Here is a 24366-nt window from a genome sequence, read left to right as displayed (position 1 = left end):
TATCTTCTTGTTCTTCTTGTCCATAGAAAAGATCAACATTTATTTTATCGTAATGGTTTTGATTTGTAAATAATAATGATTACGTTTTAAAGAAGTAGAGAAAAGGGCAGATTCCTTGTTCATCCATATTAGAGATGGATTTACTCGAGGAATGACCCTTGAGTTGAGGTCGAAGGATTAATAGCAAAACTATAGATAAAGAAGACTCGCTGCTTGGCGAGCCATTAAGTGAGGAGAGAAGGAGAGAGGGGTTGGTTGTAATCTGACATTCCAGGTACGAGGATCGGCTTGATTAAACGTCACTAGTTAGGTTGGATGAAAGGAACATCCATTGGGATATGGATAAATACTTTATTGTTTTTCTGGAGTGATTCCCACAGAAGCATGGTGTTAGATTCATCAAAGGAGGAAAACGTTAATCGGGCTGTCTGATCCTGTGTAAACTCGGCAGAACAGTGATCCGGAAAATCCAGAATGATGAGGTAATCCGTGTGTTGATCATTGAAAAGTTTGTTCGGATCAAAGCGGCCGGCGGGCTTAGTTGTCATTTTTACCTGGACGGCTTCCATGTGTAAATACCCGGCTAACAATCTTGCATGCAAGCGCGCATTACCGTACTCCGGATATAAGATGATTGCGGTTGAGTTAAAGTTTGTATAAGGTTCTGTCTCCTCTGCTATTTGATCCAGTAACGCGTTAATTATTTTCTCACTCTGTTGGAAGGCAATAGCTGATATTTGATTCAGCGCTGCCATTTGAGTGACTTTGACCACTGCAGGATGTAAAATCTTCTCGAATATACGATGATAGGGAAGTCCATCTGCAAGCGTCTGATACAAGGATGTGACTGCTTCATGATCGCCGGCAGCAAGGCAGTTTAAAAAGTCGCTGAACAATTGTTCCTCCGTTTTGGGCTGGAACGACAAAATTTTTTGTACCGTCAGCGAAAGATTGGTAGGCAGTGAAAATTGTTCGCCCCCCTTTAGAAGCCGTACTTGGGGCACGGTAGGATAGTATTTACTGACGCTTGAGATTTTTGCCTGCTCGTTGTTGGAAAGAAGTACGGTTGCATCATGGGGATAAATCATAAGTGAATCAATAAAATGATAAAGAACATGCCAGTCGAATTGCTGTTGATCTTTTAGCAATAGTTTTATCGCTTCATGTGCTGGTAATTCCTCCTTGTATGCCCGCTTTAATGTCAATGCTGAAAAAACATCCACGATAGACAAGATCCGCAATTCTAATGGAAGTTGTTCACCATAAAGGCCGTCAGGGTACCCAGTTCCATCCAATCGCTCATGGTGTGAGCGGGCAAAGGCATCTAACTGTTGGTAGCCCAGAGAGTGAAGAATCCGTTCTCCGTCAGTTGTATGCTGCTGAATCTGTTTGAATTCGGCCCCCGTCAGTTTAGCTGGTTTATGTAATATATCGCGTGGGGTTTTTATTTTTCCAATATCATGAAACAGATATCCTGCCGCACAGGACTCTATGTCTGTAACAGCTAATTTTTTCGCCATAAGGCTCCCCAGGATGAAAACATCAAAGGAGTGGATATATGCATAGGAATCCCATTTATAAAGAGCTGCCAGCGTGTCTGTGATGGGATAATTTTTATGGATGCTTATGAATAACTGCTTTAGAAACAACAACGTTTCTTGTTTGTTCAGCAGTTTTCCGTAGCGATATTCATAACCTATTTTTCCGAGTATGTGAAAAAACAGTTTTTCCAATTCTTCTTCTGATTTTTGCTCCATGCTTGTTTCTGTCAATTTTCTTGCAAATGGTAGCGAGTCATTTGTTGGTTTTCGCTTCGTCATCGTGTGAGTATCGGAAAGTGAAACCTTCAATTCCTTTATTCCTCGTTTTTTCAAACGGTTGATAAGCCTTTCAGTTATTTTTGTTCCCTTTTTAATGATCAATGTTTCTCCTGCATAAATGTCCTCTGCCAAAATGTCTTCTGGCAGCACTTGTAATATCGTCTTTGTTTTCATAAGCTTCCCCCACACCTTTATTCAAATGGAAAGTCGAATAAATCCTTTACGGGAATATCGAGTGCTTCGGCAAGCCTGCGGATATTCAACAAGGATATATTCCTTTTTCCGGTTTCAATTTCTGTGTAATAGGATCTTGAAAAACCAGCCAACTCAGCCAATTCTTCTTGCGTCATACGCTGATGTAGCCGGTACTGGCGCAACCGGCTGCCAAATGTCTTCAAGAAGTAGACGTCCCTTGATTGGTAGGCCACCGTAATCACTATACATTCCCTCCCCCGGTATATGACCTAATTATCTTCTATAGATACCGAAATGGAAATCTATGGAGTATCTTACGATACGGTAAATTCGGGCTTCTATTATCCTTACTAATCAACGATAGTAACAAGGTGAGAATGTTTTATTACGGTGTACGCGAAATATATGGCCTGCTGTAGAAACTGGATGAAACCGAACACTCTGAGGAATTGTCACCATTACGTTACTAAAACATAGCGCAGACGAAATAAATTCAATCGCCTAAGTACCTAAGAACCCTCTGTATAGTCCTTGCTCGCGGATTAGGAGTATGCTGCCGAAGCCACTACGCATTTTGTTCGAAGCAAAGTTTTGCCATAACACGGCAGGATTGGCCTTGGAAGCCCAAAGTCCTACAAGTATCTCTATAATATGACAATAGTCGACGGAGTCTCCACCTGATATAAGTGACAAAAACTTCAAAGAGTCGAGGCATCATTACCTACCAAAACTCGTCTGACACAAAAATCTTCTATTTAAAGCAAAAACCGAACGATGATCCGAATTCCTAAGCATTCGATCTCGTTCGGTTTTTTTAGTTTTTATTACTCTGCGCATTAACTCGGCAATTCCGTAAGAAACCACTTATGTGCTTTCAGTGGAATGGTCGAGACAGTATCCGTTGAAGGATTCTCTCTTATAAAGTGTTTTTCACTAAGTTTTTTATCAAGTTACTGTGGAGGAAATTGGTTCATATATCCGCTGTATTGCTGGTAGGCTTGTTGAACTTTTTGCTGATCGGCTTTTTCCAGAGAATACCATCCGTTTTTAAACATCAAGTTGTAAAGGTTTCGCTGGCAATCCTGTGTTTCTTTGCTTATAGATGCTAACTCTTGATAAAGCCCTTGATTGCTTGCCTCATTCAAAGCGATACTGTACGCACCAGTCAAATATTTCTCTGAAGCCAATACATCATTGACAAAATCTCTTTCATTCATTTGCGGTGTCTTCGGTACTTGGGTTTCTGCATTTTGAACTTTTTGCTGTTGAGTCATGCTAATCCCCTTTCTAATTGAGAGTTCCAGGCTGAGTATTTAAATGGTTGAGGATCTGCTGATAATGACGCTGATGCATTTGGGCAGTTGTTTGAAGTGCTTGCTGAATTTCCGGCATTTGACACTGACTGGCATAAAAGTTGGCTTTCTTACTGGCATTCAAATTCCAGGAAAGCATATCGGTCAAATAAAGCAAATCTTTTGAACTAATCATATTCGGCGGGTGCTGCATAGGTTGCTGGTTCAAAGGAATTCCCCCTTTACATTCTGTCGTTTTTCAGCTTTATTATTTCCGATATAATCCGGTTTATTCTACTTGCAATACCATGACGAAATTTGTATGTAAAAAGTACCTCTTTCTTAATAAAAATGATAGAATAGTATAAGAAAGCATACTAGTTTGAAAGTTTTCACATCGGCTGCGGCGGATATAGATAAGCAACCGTTTGCTTTGTTGGCGTTTTATAAGAAAGCGGTTCCGCTGTACTGGATGATTACTGGGGGGGCTTATAATGGAACAAATCCTGCGTAACTTCTTTTTATTTTTATCCAAAAACAAATTTTTTACCAAGCTGGCAAAAAAATATGGTCTTCGCTTCGGGGCCGGCCGCTTTGTAGCGGGGGAGTCAGTAGAAAATGCTGCAAAGGTTATTAAGCAATTGAACCAAAAAGGGATGGTCGTTACCGTTGATCATCTTGGTGAGTTTATCGATAGCGAGCAGGAAGCACGCCAGGCAGCTGATGAATGCGTGGAGATGATTGAGAAAATTGCCGAACATCAGCTGGACTCTCAGCTATCTCTAAAAATGACTTCCATGGGACTGGATATATCGGAAGCACTGGTTATGGAAAACATGCGAAAAATACTTGCTGCCGGTAAAAGACATGGTGTTTTTGTGACAATCGATATGGAAGATTACGAACGCTGCCAAAAGACGATCGATATATTCAAAGAATTAAAGGAAGAGTATGACAATATCGGTACTGTTATCCAGGCTTATTTATACCGCACTGTCGGAGACATAGAAGAATTGAATGCTTATCATCCGAATCTCCGACTGGTCAAAGGCGCTTACAAAGAATCACCGAAGGTTGCTTTTCCGGATAAACAAGATGTGGATGAAAATTATAAAAAAATCATCAAAATGCATTTGCTCAACGGAAATTATACCGCTATTGCTACTCATGACGATGAAATGATCGCTTACACAAAGCACTTGGAAAAAGAACATGGGATTCCCAGGGATCAATTTGAATTTCAAATGCTTTACGGTATACGGGTCGAAAGGCAGGAGGAACTGACAGCAGAAGGATATAAAATGCGGGTATACGTTCCTTACGGTACAGATTGGTATGGATACTTTATGCGGCGTCTGGCCGAACGACCGGCCAATGTGGCATTTGTACTCAAAGGAGTCTTCGGTAAATAGCTCCCGGTCAGTCCCTGCCAGAAGCGGGGACTGATATAATCTGGAAATTTTCTGCATATACCCCCGAAAAAAATGATTGCGAAATATCTGAAAATACTTTATAGTTGAATTAGACGAAGATAGGAAACTATCTACTTTTTTTACACATGTAATGAATGAGTATTCATTCAAAATGATAGGGGGATAAAGGCATGACTCGAAAAATCAGACGTGCAGCCGTTTTAGGCTCAGGAGTAATGGGGTCTGGAATAGCTGCACACCTGGCAAATGTCGGCATTGAAACTTGGATGCTTGATATCGTACCTAGGGAATTAACAGATAAGGAGCAGGCCAAGGGACTTTCCTTAGAAGACAAGGCGGTCCGCAACAAGTTCGCGGATACAAGTAAAAAAGCTTTGCTAAAACAAAAACCTTCACCGATTACCAGCAGAGGCAGTCTTGATTTGATCCATACAGGTAATATGACGGATGATCTGGACGTGCTTGGAAAAGTCGACTGGATTATTGAGGTGGTCGTGGAGAATCTTCAAGTCAAAAAGCAGGTATTCCAGAATGTAGACAAGTATCGGAAAGCGGGAGCGATTGTCAGTTCTAACACGTCAGGCATCTCAATCGAAAAGATGGCTGAAGACTGTTCAGAGGATTTTAAACAACATTTTCTTGGAACACATTTTTTCAATCCGCCACGCTATTTGAAATTGCTCGAAGTCATTCCGACAAAATGGACAGATCAGCAAGTTTTACGGGAAATGAAGCAAATTGGAGAGGACATCCTCGGTAAAGGAGTAGTGGAGGCGAAAGATACTCCGAATTTTATCGCCAACCGTATCGGCACTTATGGCCTGCTCGTTACCGTCAGAGAGATGAGAAAACAGGGATTGAGTATCGGAGAAGTGGATTCGATCACCGGACCAATGATTGGAAGACCGAAGAGTGCTACCTTCCGCACGTTGGATGTAGTAGGACTAGACACCTTTATCCATGTGGCTAAAAATGTCTATGATCAGGTTGAAGGGCACGAAAAACAAGTATTCGAAATCCCGGAATTCATTCAAACCATGAATGAGAAAGGCTGGTTAGGTCAAAAGAGCGGTCAGGGCTTCTACTTAAAGAAAAAACAAGGCGGCAGCAGTACAATCTATGAATTGAACCCGGACACTCTGGAGTACCAGGAGCGTAAGAAGCTAAAAACCAAAGCCACTGAACAGGCAAAACAAGAAAAAGGGCCAGGCAGAAAAATGAAAGCGCTTATATATTCGGCAGGTGATCCGGCAGGCGATTTAATTTGGTCCATTACGAAACCTGTTTTGTTGTATGCTGCGCGGCTCACGGGGGAGATCGCAGACGACATTGTTTCGATTGATGAAGCAATGAAATGGGGGTTCGGCTGGGGCCTCGGGCCATTTGAAATGTGGGATGCAATCGGCGTCGGAAAAGCGGTAGAACGGATGAAGGCCGACGGCGAAACCATCCCGGAATGGATAGAACAGATGATTGCCACAGGTGCGGAATCTTTTTATAAAAAGGAAGCCGGTAACCTTCTTTATTATCAGGATGGTGAGTACCGACAAAAGCAGGCAAACCAGAAAGAAATCAACATAAAAGCTCTGAAAGACAGAAAAGGAGTCATCAAGAAAAATACCGGCGCGAGTCTTATTGATTTAGGTGATGGTGTGGCTGGATTGGAATTCCATTCGAAGAGCAATGCTATTGGTCTTGACATCATCCAAATGATCAACTACTCCGTGGAAGAGGTTGAAAAGAACTTCCAGGGCCTTGTCATCGGCAACCAAGGCAAAAACTTCTGTGTGGGAGCCAATCTGGCGATGATGTTGATGGAAGCGCAGGATGATAATTTCTTCGAGATCGAAATGGTTGTGAAGCATTTTCAGAATGCCATGATGAAAGTTAAATATGCAGAGAAACCAGTTGTGGCGGCACCATTTGGAATGACCCTCGGTGGAGGTGCAGAGGTATGTCTGCCTGCCAGTTCCATTCAGGCTGCCCAGGAAACGTATATTGGGCTTGTGGAAGCTGGAGTAGGACTTATTCCAGGAGGAGGCGGCAACAAAGAATTATATATTAAACAAGTAAGAGATCTGCCGCAGGGAATCGATTTTGATTTGCAGAAAGCTGCCAATAAAGTTTTTGAGACAATTGCTACTGCCAAAGTATCGACATCGGCAGCTGAAGGAAGAGAAAACGGCTTTCTAAATAATCGGGATGCCATCAGTGTCAACACGGATCATTTACTCCATGACGCCAAGCAAAAAGTGCTTGCTCTAAGTAAGGCTGGGTACCAACCGCCAAAGCGGGAAAAAATTCCTGTTGTTGGAGAGGCAGGCTATGCCGCCATGCTGTTAGGGGCCAAGTCACTGGCATTTGGAGGATATGCATCTGAGCATGATGTGAAAATAGCAGAAAAACTGGCATTTGTACTTGCAGGCGGACGTCTGAAGTCAGGTACCCTTGTCGATGAACAATACTTACTTGATTTGGAACGGGAAGCATTTTTAAGTTTGATCGGTGAGAGAAAAACGCAGGAAAGAATGCAGCACATGCTGCTTAAGGGGAAACCATTGCGCAACTAATGCCACACTTATTTTAGAAGAGGGGGAAGTGCTGTGAAGGAAGCAGTGATTGTTTCTGGCTCAAGAACGCCGGTTGGAAAGGCTAAAAAAGGATCTTTAGCCAATGTCCGTCCCGACGATCTTGCAGCTTTGACCATCAAAGAAACATTGAAAAGGGCTGACGGCTATCAAGGCAATATCGATGATGTGATTATCGGCTGTGCGATGCCGGAAGCGGAACAAGGCATGAACATGGCCCGCAATATAGCCGGATTGGCAGGATTGCCATTGGAGGTTCCTGGCATTACAGTCAATCGTTATTGTTCGTCTGGCCTGCAAAGCATCGCCTATGCTGCAGAACGCGTCATGCTGGGTCATAGCGATACAATCATCGCCGGCGGAGCCGAATCGATGAGTTTGATTCCTATGGGCGGCCACGTCATCAAACCAAATCTGGAGCTGGTGAAAAATGCGCCAGGCTACTACATGGCAATGGGCCATACTGCTGAAGAAGTGTCCCGAAGGTTTGATATTTCCCGCGAGGATCAGGATGCTTTTGCGGCCAACAGTCATAGGAAAGCAGCCAACGCTCTGAAAGAGGGGAAGTTTGATGACGAAGTGGTTCCCGTTGAAGTTACCGCAAGGCAAGTCGGTCCCGATAACAAAGTAGAGGAAAAAACATTTTTGTTCAGCAAGGATGAAGGAGTCCGCGCCGATACGACAGAAGAGGTGCTGGCAAAGTTGAAGCCTGCATTTGCGCTAAAAGGAACAGTAACAGCCGGGAATTCCTCGCAAATGAGTGATGGAGCTGCTTCCGTACTTGTTATGGACCGAGAAAAAGCAGAAGCAGAGGGACTGACGCCACTGGTTAAGTTTCGTTCGTTCGCTTTAGCCGGAGTAGAACCGGAAATCATGGGGGTCGGACCGATAAAGGCCATTCCAAAAGCCTTGAAACTTGCTGGTTTAGATCTCTCTGATATTGGGCTGTTTGAATTGAATGAAGCATTCGCTTCCCAGTCGTTGCGCGTCATTCGTGCCCTTGGACTGGATGAGGATAAAGTAAATGTGAATGGAGGAGCAATCGCGCTTGGGCATCCGCTCGGCTGCACCGGAACAAAATTGACGCTCAGCCTTATTCATGAAATGAAACGTCGGAATGAGCAGTTTGGCGTTGTCACCATGTGTATTGGAGGAGGAATGGGTGCTGCTGGCGTATTCGAACTGGTTTAAGGCATTTCTACTTAATAACGAGAAGGGGAGAAGAACATGAGTGAAACCAAAGAAAAAATGTTTAAAGGCGGCGCATTCATCATAGAAGATTTAGAACCGGAAGATATTATTACTCCGGAAGATTTCACAGATGAGCATCACATGATTGCCAAGACAACTGAAGACTTTGTCGCAGGGGAAGTAGTGCCGAAAATCGATCAGCTGGAAAACCATGAATTTGAACATTCCGTTCAACTGTTGAAGCAGGCTGGCGAATTAGGACTGCTTGGCGTCGATGTTCCAGAGGAGTATGGCGGATTGGGACTGGATAAAATCAGTTCCTCTCTGATCACTGAAAAGTTTTCCAAAGCAGGCGGATTTTCGGTTACTCACGGAGCACATGTTGGAATTGGTTCTCTTCCAATCGTCTTTTTTGGAAATGAAGAGCAAAAGCAAAAGTATCTGCCTCTATTGGCAACAGGCGAAAAGCTCGCTGCATATGCATTAACGGAGCCGGGATCCGGCTCGGACGCACTTGGCGCAAAAACAACAGCAAAATTAAACGATGCCGGCACTCATTATTTGTTAAATGGCGAAAAACAATGGATCACCAACTCAGCCTTTGCTGACGTATTCATTGTGTATGCAAAAGTTGATGGAGAGAAATTCACAGCTTTTATTGTTGAAAGAGATTTTCCGGGGGTTTCGACAGGTGCTGAAGAAAAGAAAATGGGTATTAAAAGTTCTTCCACAAGAACGGTTATTCTCGAAGATGCCCAAGTTCCGGTAGAAAACGTACTCGGTGAAATCGGTCGAGGGCACGTGATAGCTTTTAACATATTGAATGTCGGGCGATATAAGTTGGCCATCGGAGGTGTAGGCGGCTCGAAAATCGGTATCGAATTGTCTGCCAAGTATGCCAATGAACGCAAACAATTCAACACGCCAATCTCCCGCTTCTCTTTGATTCAGGAAAAACTGGCTACCATGGCTGCTAGAACTTATGCCAACGAGAGTGCCGTGTATCGTACAGTCGGTTTGTTCGAACAACGGATGAGCAATTTGAGCAGCGAGGAGCTCAACGATGGAAAGGCAGTTGCTGCTGCTATCGCTGAGTACCAGGTGGAATGCTCGTTGAATAAAGTGTCTGCGACAGAACTGATGGATTTTGTGGCGGATGAGGCGGTCCAAATCCATGGTGGTTATGGATTCATGCAGGAATACGAAGTGGAACGGATGTATCGTGATTCTCGTATCCAGCGAATTTTTGAAGGAACGAATGAAATAAATCGGTTGTTAGTTCCAGGTTCTCTCCTGAAAAAGGCGATGAAGGGCGAATTGCCATTGCTGCAAAAAGCACAGGCGCTTCAGGAAGAATTGATGATGCTAATGCCAGAAGAAGTCGGTTCAGAGCCTTTGGAGCAGGAAAAATATCTGCTGAAAAATGCAAAAAAAATCGGCTTGTTGGCAGCTGGTCTTGCTGCACAGAAATACGGGAAGAAGTTGGAACAGGAGCAGGAAATCCTTGCGAATATAGCTGATATAGTCAATGAGGTCTATAACATGGAAGCGGCCATTTTGCGTACAGAAAAAGCAATTAACAAGTCCGGATTGGAAGCGAGTTCGCTCAAACTTCTTTATACCCAGGTATATGTGCAGGAAGCTTTTAATCAAGTAGAAGCCGATGCAAAGGAAACACTGATTGCGAGCGAAGAAGGCGATACATTGAGAATGATGCTGTCCGCGATGCGAAAGCTGACGAGACATGATCCGATTAATGTCATTGCCAAGAAACGGGAAATTGCCAAACGGATTATCGAAGAAGAAAAATATGTCGTCTGATCACTAATTCTTTCTAAAAAGGGCAGCCTTCAGTCAAATGACTGTAGCGGCCCTTTTTACGTGGTGGTACAACATTGTCGCCGGATTTAATAACAAAGGTACCACTAACAGAGGAATGATTAAAGAGAGTTTTTTCATATAGGATAGAAACTGCGCAGTAACTGTAATGTAAATTGCCATGCCTATTTAAAAAGCGTGTTAACTACCGCTTCGGCAGCATGCTTCGCTTTCCGCGGGCACGGCCTCAGCTAACTTGGTAAAGAATACCGCTTTCCCGAGTGGTTCTTCAGCTCGCGCTTTTCCCGCAGGAGTCTGCAGATGCTGTCTGCGCTAAGAAGCGTGCTGATTATCGTAAGCGTAGAAACTTTTTCCTTACGGTTGTCAGGAAATTTGTAATTCTTTTCAGAAAGAGACAGTTGGGGTTCCGTCTTTTCTCTTTCTCTTGGACTTTCTGCTTGTTTTTCTAACTACATGCAGTACCCAGTAATTCAGAGAAAATGGCTAGTACAATTTATAAACAGGAAGCTGTTCCTGGCGGAGGGAATACCTGTAGACTCCTCGAAAATACAAAATGATTTTCTTCGTGCGATGTATCGCTGCCGCAACCTTCCTTGGGACTGCAAAGGAAGGATATTACTGCGCAGTTTTTATCTACTACGACGATTATTCAGTAACAAAGCGAGACAAAAAGAAGCAAGTTTACTTTTCGGATTGATCAACTTGCTTGTCAGATTTGCATGAAATATACCAGCAAGATATGATAATATAGGAAGAAATTGAAGGGGGTGCTGCCATGTCAAGGAAGTTTTACTGGTATCCAAACTGCGGAACATGCAAAAAAGCGAAAAAGTGGCTTGACGATAACGAAGTGGATTATCAGGAAATACATATTGTGGAACAAACGCCATCCAAAAATGAATTGAAAAGTCTCGTTGAAAAAAGCGGACAGCCTGTGAAAAAATTCTTCAATACAAGCGGAAAAAAGTATCGAGAATTAGGCTTAAAAGATAAATTGAAAGAGGCAGATGAAGATCAAATGCTGGAATGGCTGGCCTCGGATGGAATGTTGATTAAACGTCCCATATTAGAATCAGAGAAGAAAGCAACAGTCGGTTTTAAACCGGAAATTTATGAAGAAACATGGAAATAATCTAGTGAAGCAAACCACTGGAATTTGCCTTGGGGAGCTACTATATTAGATAAAGGATGTTCGCTGTTACGACATTTGTAACAGGACAACTGGACAAGCTAAAGGAAACAAAAGCTGATAACGAAAGTGGAGGTTTTACAATGAGTTTACCAAAGGAATTACGTTACTCAGAAGAACATGAATGGGTCAAAGTGGAAGGGGAAAAAGTTCGGATCGGAATTACAGACCATGCACAATCCGAGTTAGGAGATATTGTTTTTGTCGAGCTGCCAGAAGTCGGAGATACCATCGAAGCGGACGAGCCGTTTGGCAGTGTCGAATCCGTCAAGACGGTATCTGAGTTGTATGCTCCGATTAATGGTAAAGTAGTGGAAGTAAACGAAGATCTTGATGATAGCCCTGAATTTGTCAATGAGTCTCCATATGAAAAAGCGTGGATGATCGTTGTGGAAACAGAAGACCTTTCACAGATTGACGAACTGATGAGCGCAGATCAATATCAAGAAATGATTGAGGAAGAATAAGTTTCTTTGTTTTTGCGCTTTCTTTTTTATGATATTGTCTATGCCATGCATCAAAAAAGAAATAATCAATACAATGATTAAAGAGAGTGAACGCAATCCCTTGTTACCGTTAATGTGACAGGGGATTATTGCTAAGCTGGCCGCAGTTTTGAACTTATCGACTAAAAGCAGGTGAACGCTATGAATGATGCTGATAAAGTGATTATTGTGGAGGGGCGGACCGACAAAGTACAGATTCAGAAAGTGATTGATGAAAAAATCGAAATTATTTGTACCAATGGTACCTTGGGTGTCGAAAGGCTGGAAGAGCTGTTGATAGAATATGATCTGGATAATAAGGATGTCTTTATACTGGTGGATGAAGATAGTGCCGGCCATAAATTGCGAAAGCAATTGTCCATCGAACTTCCTCATGCAGAACATATCTATGTAGATAAAACCTTCAGGGAAGTGGCAGCTACTCCTGAGGCGGAATTAGCAGCAGCTCTATTAAGCAGAAGTATAGCGGTGGATCCACTTTATTTATAGAAGTGATGGTAAGCCCTTTGCAATAAGAAAGGGAAGGAATCATATGTTGCCAATCTCGGATGAACGTACACTCAAAGATTTTTCAAAAGCCTTTGTGTTTATTCATACCCCTTTTTGCGGGACATGCAAAATGGCTGAGAAAATGCTGTTAATATTGGAACAAATAGAAGAGGACTTGCTTTTCCATGAAATGAACGCCTCTCTTTTTCCAGGTTTCATGCAATCGTATCAAGTTGAAAGTGTTCCCTGCCTGTTAATAGTTGAAAATGGTCGGGTGCAGGAAAAAGTCTACGCTTTTCAGTCATTGATGCATATTCAGGAAAAGCTGCAGAAATACAGAAGTAAAAAGGAATGAATATTTCTCGGGAAATATTCATTCCTTTTTTGCATATGCTTACGAGACCAATCAATGTACTTTCCGATTTGCAGGAATTACCTAATGGATGGCGAACTACTGTAAGAGGGAGGCGGTAGATTTGTCAGAACAACTTTTGGTTGATTGGAAACGACGCTTGGAAAATCGCGATGATTTATTACATTTATATGAGCGAAAGCACTTGAACATAATCGTGAACGTTGAGGATTTTTCAGCTTGGATTGAAATCCATTCCGGAATCGTTGAATTACATGCTGATTCACAAAGCTTGTCTACTGTTTCTTTACATGTGAAAGCAACGAAGGACATAGCGGTGAAACTATTTAACGGAGAGCGGAAATTGACTATGTTTCCTGCTGAACTTGCCTCCTGGAAGGGAAGGTACAGCGATTGTCTGCTTTTTGAAACACTACTTTACTTACCTTAATCGAGTTGCCTGCCCAGTGCTTCGACGATGGACAAAAAAGGGGCTTTGTCGCCAAATTTTTCCGCTATATTGCCCTGCTTGTCAATGATGACAGTAGTGGGAACACCTTGACATCGGTACATATCGTAAACGTTTGTCCCTTCATCCGACAATGCTGGCTGCTGTAGAAATTTCTTATGAAATTTCTCTGCTTCACCTGGCGAACGCTCTCTCCCGGTCACATTGATAGTCAGCATTTTTACATCCTTCTTATTGATTGTTTTGTATATTTGCTCTTTTTTGGGTAAATCTGCTGCACAGTCAGGGCACCAGGATGCCCAGAAGGTAAGCATGATAACCTTTCCTAGATCCTTTTTCAGTTGATAGGTCTTGTCCGAATCCAACATCGGAAGTTCAAAATTCGGGGCTTTCATCCTACCACTCCTTACTTCTCTGTATGTTATTCTCCTTCTTAATCCTATCATATCCAAAATTGGAAAACGATTATTGCAGTTATTATTAATGAATTGGCTTGACACCTAACTGTCCTGATGCTAAAATCCTATTTAGCGCTTAAGGAACGACCTAATTAAATATAGCAATCTCTTATCAAGAGAGGTGGAGGGACTGGCCCTATGAAGCCCGGCAACCGTTAACCAGTTTACTGGTTAAAATGGTGCCAATTCCTGCGAAGCGACGAGCTTTGGCAGATGAGAGAACATGAAAGTAGTATGACTGCGTCTTTCTGTTCTCTTCTGAACAGAAAGACGTTTTTTAATGCCCGCTAAAGCGTTATTAGGTAGTTCGGCAAGTACTGCTGAGGAGGAAGAAAGTTGATCACAATTAAAGGCTTGAAAAAAGTATATCCGGCCAAGCACCAGGATGTCCTCGCGGTCGATAATCTCAACCTCGAAGTAAGCAAGGGTGAAATATTCGGAGTGATCGGCTACAGCGGCGCTGGTAAAAGTACCTTCATCCGACTGCTTAATCGGCTGGAAGATCCGACTGAAGGACAAATTTATATTGATGGGAAAGAAATTTCCGCAATGGGAAAGCAACAGCTGCGTAAATCACGCCAGGAAATAGGAATGATTTTTCAACATTTCAACTTACTCTGGTCCCGTACCGTTCGTGATAATATTGCTTTTCCTCTGGAAATAGCAGGTATCTCGAAGGGGAAAAGGAGAGCCAGGGTCGATGAACTGATAGAATTAGTCGGTCTTAAAGGGCGTGAGGATGCCTATCCTTCTCAATTAAGCGGTGGGCAAAAACAACGGGTTGGCATTGCCAGAGCGTTGGCCAACAATCCAAAGGTGCTGTTGTGCGATGAAGCCACATCGGCGCTTGATCCGGATACAACGGACGCGATTTTGCGGCTGCTTGTCGATATTAATGAGAAATTAGGATTAACCATTATTTTGATTACCCATGAAATGCACGTCATTCGCAAGATTTGCCACCGAGTTGCTGTGATGGAGTCTGGCAGAGTAGCAGAACAAGGAGATGTATTGGATGTTTTCCTGCATCCGCAACAGCAGGTTACGAAGCGGTTTGTGGAACAGGTGATGGGGGACAAGGATCAGGAAGAGTCGCTCCACTTACTTGAAAATTACCAGAACGGTAAAGTCGCTAGGCTTCATTTTGTTGGAGAAACAACCAATCAGGCGCTGATAAGTCAGGTGTCAAAACAGTTTGATGTGGCTGTCAATATTCTTCAGGGTAAAATAACCCAAACACAAAAAGGGGCATACGGAACATTATTTGTCCATATGGAAGGCTCTGACGAGGAGATAGCGAGGGCGATTGCCTTTATAAAAACTACCTCTGTAGAAGTGGAGGTGGATGCAGATGCTGAGTGAACTTTTTCCAAATGTAAAAATGGAGGATATTTGGACAGCGATCGGTGAAACATTCTATATGACATTGATCTCCCTTGCAGGGACGATCGTTTTGGGGATTCTGCTAGGACTTCTGTTATTTCTTACAGCCAAAGGTGGTTTATGGCAAAATAAAATACTAAACTTTCTGGCTGCCGGACTAGTTAATATTTTCCGGGCGATTCCTTTTATTATTTTGATTTTATTGCTTTTCCCATTCACTGATTTTCTTATAGGTACGATTCGCGGGCCAAAGGCGGCTTTGCCTGCTTTGATCATCGGTTCTGCACCGTTCTATGCAAGGTTGGTGGAAATCGGCCTGAAGGAAGTCGATAAAGGTGTAGTGGAAGCAGCAAAAGCGATGGGAGCAAAAACGCACACGATCATTTTTAAGGTTCTGATTCCGGAATCAATGCCTGCTCTGGTATCCGGGATTACCGTAACAGCAATTGCTTTGATCGGTTATACGGCCGTTGCCGGAGTAATCGGTGCCGGAGGACTTGGGGATTTTGCGTACTTTTACGGTTTTCAACGACACGATTTTGATGTCGTGTTTGTCTGTACCGTACTCATCGTAATAATTGTATTTATTTTTCAATTTATCGGCGATTATATCGCAAATAAATTAGATAAAAGATAAGGCGATTTCCAACATACAGTTATCCTGTAGCGGAATGTAGCGATACCGCAAGTGGAAAGAGTCAAAATTATAACAAAAAGGAGAAATGAACTCATGAAAAAGTACTTATTCTTATTACTAGCTGCTGCAATCCTTGCAGTGTTGGCTGCTTGCGGCAGCTCTGATGAAGGTGAATCAGGTGAAAGTACATCTGGTGAGGGAAGCGAATCAACGGAAATCAAAGTAGGAGCATCCAGTACGCCTCATGCAGAAATTTTGGAACAAGCAAAACCAATCCTGGAAGAAGAAGGTGTTACCCTTACGATTGAAGAATACCAGGATTATGTCTTACCTAATCAGGATTTAGAGGATGGCGAAATCGATGCCAACTATTTTCAGCATAAGCCATATTTGCAAGACCAGATTAACGAATTCGGCTATGACTTTGTCAGCCTAGGCGGCGTACATGTTGAGCCGATGGGGGTATATTCCAAGAACATCTCCAGCATCGACGAGATACCAGAAGGAACAGAAGTGATCATCAGCCGTTCTGTAGCCGACCATGGACGTATTCTCAGCCTGTTTGAAGCAAATGGCTTGATAAAACTGGATGAAAGTGTAGACAAGGTTAGCGCCACAACGGACGACATTGTGGAAAATCCCAAGAATTTGACTTTTTCACCGGACGTGGATGCTGCTACACTACCCGAGATGTATGAGTCAGAAGAAGATGCGCTAGTTGCGATCAACACGAATTATGCATTGGAAGCGGGCTTAGTACCAACGGAAGATGCCATTTTTGTGGAAGGCGAAGAGTCTCCGTATGTTAATCAGGTAGTAGTCCGTTCAGAGGATAAAGATAATGAAGCACTTAATAAACTAGTTGAAGTATTGCAATCAGAAGAAATCCAAAAATTCATCAGCGATAATTATGACGGGGCGATTGTCCCAGCAGCTACACCTGGAGATTGATTTTTCTGAAAATAGCCGAAATCAGCAGATATTCCTAACATTATTAAAGTTGGATGATTTATACCGTGTCTGGCGGAACATAGCAATGCAGAAAAGTATTTTCCTGTTTATTTGCGGTTTGGGAAGGGAAATGAATCCGTGATACAATTTCTTTGTTAGAAAATATAACAACACCGAAAGGAAGGATTCATTATCACAGACAGTGGTATAGGTCTGAATTATACCTCGGAGATGGAGAAGGCCATGCAGCAGAACCATGGAATTGGTTATGCGGAGTATGGAAGAAAGCTTGACAAGAGACTCGAGGTCGAAAAAGAAAGAGAAGACAGCTATCGGCAGAGCCGCCGTGTTGTTGCTGAAGTTGAACGGCAAATCCATCGATGAATTGACGATGGATGCAAATAGAAAATAAAGATTAAATCCCCTGCTGCTTGTTTTTGGCGGCAGGGGATTTATGTTACATTATAAATAGGGCGATGGCATAAATACGTGTAGTTAACGGTTGTCAGGCAGAAGCTAATCGAAAATTTGAAAATGTTGATAATAGATTCGAAATGATATAAGATTGTAATGAGAATAAATTGAGAATGGGTGTAAATCCATTCCAGCATTAATAAAGAGTAACTGGAGGTATTGTTATGGCAGGTTCAACATTGGAAATAAAGGATCTTCATGTATCGATTGAAGACCAGGAAATACTTAAGGGAGTTAATTTGACAATTAAAGGCGGCGAATTCCACGCTGTTATGGGTCCTAACGGAACCGGTAAATCAACGCTGGCTTCTGCTATTATGGGTCATCCAAAATACGAAATCACCCAAGGGTCTGTTCTTCTCGATGGAGAAGACGTACTGGAAATGGAAGTTGATGAACGAGCTAAAGCTGGTTTGTTTTTGGCGATGCAATACCCAAGCGAAATCAGCGGTGTAACAAATTCTGATTTCCTTCGTTCCTCCATCAATGCACGCCGCGAAGAAGGCGACGAAATTTCCTTGATGAAATTTATCAAAGAGATGGATGAAGCGATGGATTACTTGGAAATGGATAAAAACATGGCGCAGCGTTATCTGAATGAAGGATTCTCCGGCGGTGAGAAAAAACGTAATGAAATCCTTCAATTAATGATGATTAAACCGGAAATTGCCATTCTTGATGAAATTGACTCCGGTTTGGATATTGACGCTTTGAAGGTTGTTTCCAAAGGAATCAACAAGCTTCGCGATGAGAACTTCGGCTGCCTGATTATCACGCACTATCAAAGACTGTTGAACTACATCACACCGGATAAAGTTCATGTCATGATGCAGGGAAAAGTGGTTAAATCCGGCGGTCCTGAGCTTGCACAGCGTTTGGAAGCAGAGGGTTATGAGTGGATTAAAGAAGAATTAGGCATTGAAGATGAAACTGTAGGGCAAGAAGCGTAACAGGAAGGAGGGGTACTATGACTGTAGAAACAAAACTGCCATACGACCAAGAATATATCAGCCAGTTTTCACAAAAGCATAAAGAACCGGAATGGATGAAGTCATTACGCCTTCAAGCATTGGAAAAAGCTGCTGCGCTTCCAATGCCCAAACCGGATAAAACGAATATCACAAATTGGAATTTCTCCAATTTCAAGCATGAAGCAGCTGGAGAGCCGATTCAGTCTTTAGAGGAGCTTCCTCAGGAGATCAAAGTGTTCCTTGACTTGGAAAACACAGATCAGAATCTGGTCATTCAGCGCAACCAGTCGGTAGCGTATGCTTCCCTATCCTCAGAGCTTAAGGAACAGGGCGTTATCCTTACCGATATCTACACGGCAATGGCTGAACATGGAGAACTTGTCCAGCGCTATTTCATGAAAGATGCTGTAGGGGTGGACGAAAACCGCATGACAGCACTGCATGCAGCCTTGATGAACGGCGGAGTATTTGTCTATGTGCCGAAAAATGTCCAGGTCGAAGCGCCTTTGCAATCGATTTTTTGGCAAGAGGATGCTGAAGCGGCTTCCTTCAATCATGTCATTGTCGTAGCAGAAGCGAACAGTTCCCTTACTTATGTGGAAAATTATATTTCACATAATCAAGAAGAGGAAGCAGTAGCAAATATTGTAGCGGAAGTAATTGCCCATGATAACGCTAGAGTTTCCTTCGGAGCAGTTGATAACTTTGCGCAGGGAACAACGGCATATATTAACCGAAGGGGTGTCGCTTACCGCGATGCAGTAATTGAATGGGCACTCGGACAAATGAATGACGGCAATACTGTATCGGAAAATATCACACATCTTATCGGTGATAATTCCGTTTCCAACGCAAAGACAGTGACTGTAGGACGCGGCAAACAATCGCAGAATTTCACGGCGAAAATTGTTAATCATGGTCTTCAGTCAGATGGTTACATTCTGCAGCACGGTGTTATGAAAGACAGTGCTACATCTGTTTTCAACGGGATCGGGAAAATCGAGCATGGTGCTTCTAAGTCGAATGCTGAACAGGAATCCCGTGTATTGATGCTTAGTAAGGATGCCCGCGGCGATGCGAACCCTATTCTTCTTATCGACGAAGATGATGTAACGGCTGGTCACGCTGCATCCGTAGGCCGGGTCGACCCGATCCAGCTTTACTACTTGATGAGCCGTGGGATTTCTAAACAGGAAGCAGAACGCCTGGTTATCCATGGTTTCCTTGCTCCGGTAGTTACACAGATACCGATCAAAGCGGTTAGAGAACAGTTGACAGAGGTAATTGAAAGGAAAGTTTATTAATGGATGTAAAAGCCATTAGGGAGCAGTTCCCGATTTTGAATCAGGAGATAAATGGCCATCCATTGGTTTATTTGGATTCATCGGCAACTTCCCAAAAACCGGTTTCTGTCATCAAAGCAGTGGAAGATTACTACAAGCAGGACAATTCCAATGTCCACCGGGGTGTGCACACCCTGGGAACAAGGGCTACGGATAAATATGAAGGCGCCCGGGAAAAAGTACGGAACTTCATAAACGCCTCCAGTACGAAAGAGGTAATCTTTACACGCGGTACCACCACGTCGATAAACACAGTGGCATATAGTTATGCACGGGCCAACCTGAAGGAAGGCGATGAAATCGTCGTAACGCCAATGGAGCATCATAGTAATATCATTCCATGGCAGCAGGCTGCAAAGGCCACAGGGGCAAGCTTAAAATATTTACCCTTGCGACCAGATGGTACAATAGATATGGAGGATGTAAAGGATACGATTACGGACAACACAAAAATTGTTGCCGTCATGCATGTATCCAATGTCCTGGGTACCATTAATCCTATTAAGGAAATAGCAGCAGTTGCTCATCAGCATGGTGCCGTAATGGTGGTGGATGGTGCCCAGAGTGTTCCGCATATGCAAGTGGATGTACAGGATTTGGATTGTGACTTCTATGCTTTTTCCGGCCATAAGATGTGCGGTCCTACAGGCATCGGGGTTTTATACGGTAAGAGGGAACTGCTTGAGAACATGGAACCTGTAGAATTTGGCGGAGAAATGATTGATTTCGTCAACCTTTATGATTCCACTTGGAAAGAACTTCCCTGGAAATTTGAAGGCGGGACGCCAATCATTGCCGGGGCAATCGGACTGGGGGCTGCAATTGATTTTCTAACGGATATCGGTATGGACAATATCCATGACCATGAGGAACAATTGATTGCTTATGCTATGGATCGTATGAAGACGTTCGACGGGTTAACTGTTTACGGACCGGAACAACGGGCAGCGTTGATTACTTTCAATCTTACGGATGTCCATCCGCACGACACGGCGACCGTTTTAGATGCTGAAGGAATTGCAGTAAGAGCAGGGCATCACTGTGCTCAGCCGTTGATGAAGTGGTTGGAGGTAACAGCTACTGCCAGAGCTAGCTTTTATTTATACAATACTCCAGAAGACGTCGATCGTCTTGTGGAAGGATTAAACAAAACGAAGGAGTATTTTGGAGATGTCTTTTGATAATCTCGATACGTTATATAGACAGGTCATCATGGATCACTATAAAAACCCTCGCAACCGTGGGAGCTTGGCAGACGATGCTTTGACGATCGACATGAATAATCCTACCTGCGGGGACAGGATTCAAATTCATCTCCAGGTCAACGACGGTATCGTTGAGGATGCTAAGTTTGAAGGGGAAGGATGCTCGATCAGTCTTTCATCCGCATCGATGATGACGCAGGCAATAAAAGGCAAGAAAGTAGACGACGCTTTGAAGATGTCCAAAATTTTCTCGGATATGATGTTAGGCAATGAAGTGGAAGAAGATGATATAGATTTAGGTGATATCGAAGCTTTGCAGGGTGTTTCTAAGTTTCCTGCCCGGATTAAGTGCGCCACACTGGCGTGGAAGGCAATGGAAAAGGGCGTAGGCGAAGAGCAATAGAAACAACTTTTGGAAGATAATTACCTAATAGGAGGTTTGCGACATGGCGAAAAAAGCGCCCGAAATTGAAGATTACAAATATGGGTTCCATGACAAGGATATTTCGATTTTCCGCACGGAAAGAGGCCTGACAAAACGGGTTGTTGAAGAAATTTCACGTCAGAAAGACGAACCCCAATGGATGCTCGACTTCAGACTGAAAGCTCTCGAGCAATTTTATAAAAAGCCAATGCCACAATGGGGCGGCGATTTATCTGAATTGGATTTCGACGAAATTACGTATTATGTTAAGCCTTCTGAGAAATCCGAACGTTCTTGGGATGAAGTGCCAGAAGAAATCAAAAATACTTTCGATAAATTGGGGATTCCGGAAGCAGAACAGAAGTATCTTGCTGGTGTTTCTGCCCAGTATGAATCAGAAGTCGTTTACCATAGTCTCCAGGAGGACCTGGAAGAGATGGGTATTGTCTTTAAAGACACCGACACTGCATTAAAAGAAAACGAGGACTTGTTTAAAGAGTATTTCGGAAAAGTTATTCCGCCTTCTGACAACAAGTTTGCGGCACTTAACTCTGCTGTGTGGTCTGGTGGTTCCTTTATTTATGTACCGAAGGGCGTAAAAACGGACACACCGCTTCAGGCTTATTTCCGGATCAATTCGGAAAACATGGGTCAATTTGAAAGAACATTAATCATTGTAGATGAAGGTGCTTCCGTCCATTATGTAGAGGGTTGTACAGCTCCTGTTTATACAACGAATTCCCTGCATAGTGCAGTCGTTGAGATCTTTGTTAAGAAAGATGCTTACTGCCGTTACACTACCATTCAAAACTGGGCAAACAATGTTTATAACCTGGTTACCAAGCGTTCGATTTGTGACGAAAATGCTACCATGGAATGGATTGACGGAAATCTTGGTTCGAAGCTGACGATGAAATATCCGGCAGTCATCCTGAAAGGGCAAGGCGCCCGTGGCATGACCTTGTCTATCGCATTGGCAGGGAAAGGCCAGCATCAGGATGCAGGGGCAAAAATGCATCATCTTGCTCCGAATACGTCGTCGACCATCGTTTCGAAATCGATATCCAAGCATGGCGGTAAAGTAACTTATCGCGGTATCGTTCAATTTGGACGTAAAGCAGAAGGCGCCCGGGCCAATATCGAATGTGATACGTTGATTATGGACAACAAATCAACTTCCGATACGATTCCGTACAACGAGATTTTGAATGAAAATATTTCGTTGGAGCACGAGGCGAAAGTTTCCAAAGTATCAGAAGAGCAGTTATTCTATCTGATGAGTCGCGGTATCTCCGAAGAAGAAGCGACAGAAATGATTGTCATGGGCTTCATCGAGCCATTTACGAAAGAGCTGCCAATGGAATATGCAGTTGAAATGAACCGTCTGATCAAGTTCGAAATGGAAGGTTCAATAGGATAATATGTAAAAACCCCGGTACAGGTGGGGCTGACCGGGGTATATATTATAAGGAATATGAATCGTGCCGATTTTGTGCCGATTTTGATTTCCGTTTGGTGTAGGAGGCGAACTTATTGAGTTCGTCTTCTTCTATTTTTTCGGTGATATCCAAGTACGTTTTTGTGGTTTCTTTTGTGTCTTTATGTCCCAACCTTTTTGAAACATAAAAAATCGAGGCGCCAGCTTCCAATGAGAGAACTGCATGTGTGTGTCTAAATACGTGTGTTCCTTTATATTCCACGTCAGCCCATTTGCAGTATTTCTGTATAGACTCTCGTACAGTAGATGGTGTTAAATAATTTCCCAGGTAGTTCTGAAAAATAATACCATCTGGATTACGTTTAAAAGATTTATACTTCAGTATCACTTGATTTTGTTCCAACTTAAATCTGTTTACCTCTTTTATCAGATCCTCATCTAACTTAATCGTTCTATAAGAAGAAGTTGTCTTTAAAGATGTTAATTTCAGTTGATTATTTTTGTCCCTACTTGTTTGTCTTTCTACAGTCAACATATCTCCATCTATGTCTGTCCATCTTAAGGCCAAGGCTTCGCTAATTCTTAAGCCTGTTTGACTTAATAAATATATCAAGACATAGTACAAACGATATTCTTTGAACCTTTGGTGTTTGTAATTTTCCATAAAATCAAGTAGTTGATTTAGTTCCTGTAGGTTATAGTATTTTATTTCTTTGTTTATTTGTACGGTTTTGTCTTTTACAGGTATTTTTAATTTTAGAGTCGGATCCTTTTCAAGAATTTCTAAATCGTACACAGCATAATGAAAAATGCTTTTTAGGACAGATAAATATTTAAGCCTGGCACCGTATGAGTACTTTACGTTCCCATCATTGTCTTTCTTTTCTGCGTATTTATTGAGCCAACGATTTATCTCCGGTCGTTTGATTAGCATAATCCTTTTGTTGCCAAAGAAGGGGAGAATGTGTAATCGCACTATAACCTCTAATTGTTCAAAAGTGGAATCCTTCACTGAATTCTTTTTGTGTTCAAAGAGCCATTCATTTGCTACATCTTCAAATATTCTGTCCCTGTCATTTAATGTATGGCCATAGTATATCTTCTCTTCAACAGCTGCCGCTTCTATTTGTGCCTCTTTCTTAGTTCGGAAAGTACCGATGCTAAATTCTTCTCCATCCTTTGAGACCCTGGCTTGCCAATTACCGCTTTTTAGTTTTCTATAAGTGGCCACGTATAATACTCCTTTCTAGTTTATTGTTTCGTACACAGCAAGAGGGTTAAGAAATAAGATATGCTTATCATCCACTCTTACCTCTGTACCATGTTTTTGACGATAAAAGTCTAAGCATTCTTCTAAAAATGATTCAGTCACATTTAGCATTTCCGCTATTTCAAATCTGGATCTACAGCCTGCATCGAAAGATTCAATAAACTTGTGCAGAGGAATAATCCTTTTGAATGCCCATTTTCTGGCCAGTTTCTCCTGTTTAATATTCATGATTTTGGACTGGTTAAGTATATCTCCAACTGTCATATGGTAATGTCCAATTTCCTCGGCCAGAATACACCCTTTTTCAACAGTGGTATCAATGTTCTTGTTTAACCAAATTACTTTATCACCATAGAGCCCTTTTGTCCGAGGCTTCAGGTCCATTTCCAATACTTCAATGTTTAGAGCGTCTGCTTCTGCAAGTAGTTGCTCATACATAAAATCGCCCC

At 42.6% G+C, this 24366-nt stretch carries 25 protein-coding genes and 1 riboswitch; of the genes, 18 read left to right on the top strand and 7 right to left on the bottom strand.

Features of this window, described 5'->3' with window-relative positions; translation table 11 throughout:
- Positions 1-302: 302 nt before the first annotated feature.
- The 4 genes from BLR82_RS07745 to BLR82_RS07730 all read right to left on the bottom strand — a co-directional run bounded on the left by BLR82_RS07745 (position 303) and on the right by BLR82_RS07730 (position 3521).
- Positions 303-1994, bottom strand: a complete 1692-nt coding sequence (locus tag BLR82_RS07745; RefSeq protein ID WP_074598455.1) for an HD-GYP domain-containing protein — start codon at positions 1992-1994, stop codon at positions 303-305.
- A gap of 17 nt (positions 1995-2011) precedes the next feature.
- Positions 2012-2257 carry a helix-turn-helix domain-containing protein gene (locus BLR82_RS21280; RefSeq protein ID WP_245693706.1) on the bottom strand — a complete coding sequence of 82 codons (246 nt, stop codon included), beginning with the start codon at positions 2255-2257 and terminating at the stop codon, positions 2012-2014.
- Between the two features lie 708 nt (positions 2258-2965).
- On the bottom strand, positions 2966-3289 hold the full coding sequence (locus BLR82_RS07735; protein ID WP_074598454.1) for a spore coat protein: 324 nt from the start codon (positions 3287-3289) through the stop codon (positions 2966-2968).
- A 13-nt stretch (positions 3290-3302) separates the two neighbouring features.
- Positions 3303-3521 (bottom strand): spore coat protein, encoded by a 219-nt coding sequence (locus tag BLR82_RS07730; RefSeq protein WP_074599028.1) that lies wholly within the window; start codon positions 3519-3521, stop codon positions 3303-3305.
- 280 nt (positions 3522-3801) lie between these two features.
- On the opposite strand from BLR82_RS07730, the gene BLR82_RS07725 reads away from it, so the two are divergent.
- The 9 genes from BLR82_RS07725 to BLR82_RS07685 all read left to right on the top strand — a co-directional run bounded on the left by BLR82_RS07725 (position 3802) and on the right by BLR82_RS07685 (position 13345).
- Positions 3802-4719: a proline dehydrogenase family protein gene (locus BLR82_RS07725; RefSeq protein ID WP_074598453.1), complete on the top strand. Its 918-nt coding sequence runs from the start codon at positions 3802-3804 to the stop codon at positions 4717-4719.
- Between the two features lie 191 nt (positions 4720-4910).
- Positions 4911-7310, top strand: a complete 2400-nt coding sequence (locus tag BLR82_RS07720) for a 3-hydroxyacyl-CoA dehydrogenase/enoyl-CoA hydratase family protein (protein ID WP_074598452.1) — start codon at positions 4911-4913, stop codon at positions 7308-7310.
- 33 nt (positions 7311-7343) lie between these two features.
- Positions 7344-8519, top strand: coding sequence for an acetyl-CoA C-acetyltransferase (locus BLR82_RS07715; protein ID WP_074598451.1), 1176 nt, complete (start codon positions 7344-7346; stop codon positions 8517-8519).
- Positions 8520-8555: 36 nt separating this feature from the next.
- Positions 8556-10340 carry an acyl-CoA dehydrogenase family protein gene (locus BLR82_RS07710; protein ID WP_074598450.1) on the top strand — a complete coding sequence of 595 codons (1785 nt, stop codon included), beginning with the start codon at positions 8556-8558 and terminating at the stop codon, positions 10338-10340.
- A 793-nt stretch (positions 10341-11133) separates the two neighbouring features.
- Complete coding sequence (locus tag BLR82_RS07705) at positions 11134-11490, top strand: arsenate reductase family protein (RefSeq protein ID WP_074598449.1); 357 nt, start codon at positions 11134-11136, stop codon at positions 11488-11490.
- A gap of 140 nt (positions 11491-11630) precedes the next feature.
- Positions 11631-12014 carry a glycine cleavage system protein GcvH gene (gene gcvH / locus BLR82_RS07700; protein ID WP_074599026.1) on the top strand — a complete coding sequence of 128 codons (384 nt, stop codon included), beginning with the start codon at positions 11631-11633 and terminating at the stop codon, positions 12012-12014.
- A gap of 180 nt (positions 12015-12194) precedes the next feature.
- A complete protein-coding gene (locus BLR82_RS07695) occupies positions 12195-12542 on the top strand; it encodes a toprim domain-containing protein (RefSeq protein ID WP_074598448.1) in 348 nt (115 codons plus the stop codon).
- Positions 12543-12585: 43 nt separating this feature from the next.
- Complete coding sequence (locus BLR82_RS07690; RefSeq protein WP_074598447.1) at positions 12586-12897, top strand: thioredoxin family protein; 312 nt, start codon at positions 12586-12588, stop codon at positions 12895-12897.
- A 121-nt stretch (positions 12898-13018) separates the two neighbouring features.
- Complete coding sequence (locus tag BLR82_RS07685; RefSeq protein WP_074598446.1) at positions 13019-13345, top strand: hypothetical protein; 327 nt, start codon at positions 13019-13021, stop codon at positions 13343-13345.
- On the opposite strand, the gene BLR82_RS07680 is transcribed toward BLR82_RS07685, so the two are convergent.
- On the bottom strand, positions 13342-13758 hold the full coding sequence (locus tag BLR82_RS07680) for a TlpA family protein disulfide reductase (protein ID WP_074598445.1): 417 nt from the start codon (positions 13756-13758) through the stop codon (positions 13342-13344). The genes BLR82_RS07685 and BLR82_RS07680 overlap by 4 nt on opposite strands.
- Positions 13759-13927: 169 nt before the next feature.
- Positions 13928-14041: riboswitch (SAM riboswitch) on the top strand.
- Positions 14042-14157: 116 nt separating this feature from the next.
- On the opposite strand from BLR82_RS07680, the gene BLR82_RS07675 reads away from it, so the two are divergent.
- From BLR82_RS07675 to sufB, 9 genes are all read left to right on the top strand, one after another.
- Positions 14158-15183 (top strand): methionine ABC transporter ATP-binding protein, encoded by a 1026-nt coding sequence (locus BLR82_RS07675; RefSeq protein WP_074598444.1) that lies wholly within the window; start codon positions 14158-14160, stop codon positions 15181-15183.
- On the top strand, positions 15173-15841 hold the full coding sequence (locus tag BLR82_RS07670; RefSeq protein WP_074598443.1) for a methionine ABC transporter permease: 669 nt from the start codon (positions 15173-15175) through the stop codon (positions 15839-15841). The genes BLR82_RS07675 and BLR82_RS07670 overlap by 11 nt, the downstream gene beginning before the upstream one ends.
- Before the next feature lie 93 nt (positions 15842-15934).
- Positions 15935-16792 (top strand): MetQ/NlpA family ABC transporter substrate-binding protein, encoded by an 858-nt coding sequence (locus tag BLR82_RS07665; protein WP_074598442.1) that lies wholly within the window; start codon positions 15935-15937, stop codon positions 16790-16792.
- 243 nt (positions 16793-17035) lie between these two features.
- The gene (locus BLR82_RS21015; RefSeq protein ID WP_175486771.1) at positions 17036-17176 is read left to right on the top strand and encodes a YuzK family famiily protein; all 141 of its coding nucleotides are present in this window, start codon (positions 17036-17038) and stop codon (positions 17174-17176) included.
- A 254-nt stretch (positions 17177-17430) separates the two neighbouring features.
- Positions 17431-18216: a Fe-S cluster assembly ATPase SufC gene (gene sufC / locus BLR82_RS07660; RefSeq protein WP_074598441.1), complete on the top strand. Its 786-nt coding sequence runs from the start codon at positions 17431-17433 to the stop codon at positions 18214-18216.
- Between the two features lie 17 nt (positions 18217-18233).
- Entirely contained in the window at positions 18234-19541 is a 1308-nt protein-coding gene (gene sufD / locus BLR82_RS07655) for a Fe-S cluster assembly protein SufD (protein ID WP_074598440.1), read from the top strand.
- Positions 19541-20761, top strand: coding sequence for a cysteine desulfurase (locus tag BLR82_RS07650; RefSeq protein WP_074598439.1), 1221 nt, complete (start codon positions 19541-19543; stop codon positions 20759-20761). Before sufD ends, BLR82_RS07650 begins: the two co-directional genes overlap by 1 nt.
- A complete protein-coding gene (gene sufU, locus BLR82_RS07645) occupies positions 20751-21188 on the top strand; it encodes a Fe-S cluster assembly sulfur transfer protein SufU (protein ID WP_074598438.1) in 438 nt (145 codons plus the stop codon). The genes BLR82_RS07650 and sufU overlap by 11 nt, the downstream gene beginning before the upstream one ends.
- A gap of 43 nt (positions 21189-21231) precedes the next feature.
- A complete protein-coding gene (gene sufB, locus BLR82_RS07640; protein WP_026569563.1) occupies positions 21232-22629 on the top strand; it encodes a Fe-S cluster assembly protein SufB in 1398 nt (465 codons plus the stop codon).
- Positions 22630-22672: 43 nt separating this feature from the next.
- On the opposite strand, the gene BLR82_RS07635 is transcribed toward sufB, so the two are convergent.
- Together BLR82_RS07635 and BLR82_RS07630 are read right to left on the bottom strand one after the other, a co-directional pair.
- Positions 22673-23878, bottom strand: coding sequence for a tyrosine-type recombinase/integrase (locus BLR82_RS07635; RefSeq protein ID WP_074598437.1), 1206 nt, complete (start codon positions 23876-23878; stop codon positions 22673-22675).
- A gap of 15 nt (positions 23879-23893) precedes the next feature.
- On the bottom strand, positions 23894-24355 hold the full coding sequence (locus BLR82_RS07630; RefSeq protein ID WP_074598436.1) for an ImmA/IrrE family metallo-endopeptidase: 462 nt from the start codon (positions 24353-24355) through the stop codon (positions 23894-23896).
- Between the last annotated feature and the right edge of the window lie 11 nt (positions 24356-24366).

Source organism: Sediminibacillus halophilus (genome assembly GCF_900103695.1).
Lineage (GTDB): Bacteria > Bacillota > Bacilli > Bacillales > Amphibacillaceae > Sediminibacillus > Sediminibacillus halophilus.
The sequence above is the reverse complement of the archived record's forward strand: the minus strand, read 5'-3'. Positions and strand labels throughout refer to the sequence as shown.

Excerpts from the sequence above, each read along its gene's own strand:
- sufB (WP_026569563.1), top strand. The coding sequence starts at position 21,232 with ATGGCGAAAAAAGCGCCCGAAATTGAAGATTACAAATATGGGTTCCAT.
- sufC (WP_074598441.1), top strand. The coding sequence starts at position 17,431 with ATGGCAGGTTCAACATTGGAAATAAAGGATCTTCATGTATCGATTGAA.
- BLR82_RS07665 (WP_074598442.1), top strand. The coding sequence starts at position 15,935 with ATGAAAAAGTACTTATTCTTATTACTAGCTGCTGCAATCCTTGCAGTG.
- BLR82_RS07650 (WP_074598439.1), top strand. The coding sequence starts at position 19,541 with ATGGATGTAAAAGCCATTAGGGAGCAGTTCCCGATTTTGAATCAGGAG.
- BLR82_RS07725 (WP_074598453.1), top strand. The coding sequence starts at position 3,802 with ATGGAACAAATCCTGCGTAACTTCTTTTTATTTTTATCCAAAAACAAA.
- sufU (WP_074598438.1), top strand. The coding sequence starts at position 20,751 with ATGTCTTTTGATAATCTCGATACGTTATATAGACAGGTCATCATGGAT.
- BLR82_RS07680 (WP_074598445.1), bottom strand. The coding sequence starts at position 13,758 with ATGAAAGCCCCGAATTTTGAACTTCCGATGTTGGATTCGGACAAGACC.
- BLR82_RS07705 (WP_074598449.1), top strand. The coding sequence starts at position 11,134 with ATGTCAAGGAAGTTTTACTGGTATCCAAACTGCGGAACATGCAAAAAA.
- BLR82_RS07735 (WP_074598454.1), bottom strand. The coding sequence starts at position 3,289 with ATGACTCAACAGCAAAAAGTTCAAAATGCAGAAACCCAAGTACCGAAG.
- sufD (WP_074598440.1), top strand. The coding sequence starts at position 18,234 with ATGACTGTAGAAACAAAACTGCCATACGACCAAGAATATATCAGCCAG.
- BLR82_RS07690 (WP_074598447.1), top strand. The coding sequence starts at position 12,586 with ATGTTGCCAATCTCGGATGAACGTACACTCAAAGATTTTTCAAAAGCC.
- BLR82_RS21015 (WP_175486771.1), top strand. The coding sequence starts at position 17,036 with ATGCAGCAGAACCATGGAATTGGTTATGCGGAGTATGGAAGAAAGCTT.
- BLR82_RS07695 (WP_074598448.1), top strand. The coding sequence starts at position 12,195 with ATGAATGATGCTGATAAAGTGATTATTGTGGAGGGGCGGACCGACAAA.
- BLR82_RS07670 (WP_074598443.1), top strand. The coding sequence starts at position 15,173 with ATGCTGAGTGAACTTTTTCCAAATGTAAAAATGGAGGATATTTGGACA.
- BLR82_RS07730 (WP_074599028.1), bottom strand. The coding sequence starts at position 3,521 with ATGCAGCACCCGCCGAATATGATTAGTTCAAAAGATTTGCTTTATTTG.
- BLR82_RS07630 (WP_074598436.1), bottom strand. The coding sequence starts at position 24,355 with ATGTATGAGCAACTACTTGCAGAAGCAGACGCTCTAAACATTGAAGTA.
- BLR82_RS07745 (WP_074598455.1), bottom strand. The coding sequence starts at position 1,994 with ATGAAAACAAAGACGATATTACAAGTGCTGCCAGAAGACATTTTGGCA.
- BLR82_RS07710 (WP_074598450.1), top strand. The coding sequence starts at position 8,556 with ATGAGTGAAACCAAAGAAAAAATGTTTAAAGGCGGCGCATTCATCATA.
- BLR82_RS07720 (WP_074598452.1), top strand. The coding sequence starts at position 4,911 with ATGACTCGAAAAATCAGACGTGCAGCCGTTTTAGGCTCAGGAGTAATG.
- gcvH (WP_074599026.1), top strand. The coding sequence starts at position 11,631 with ATGAGTTTACCAAAGGAATTACGTTACTCAGAAGAACATGAATGGGTC.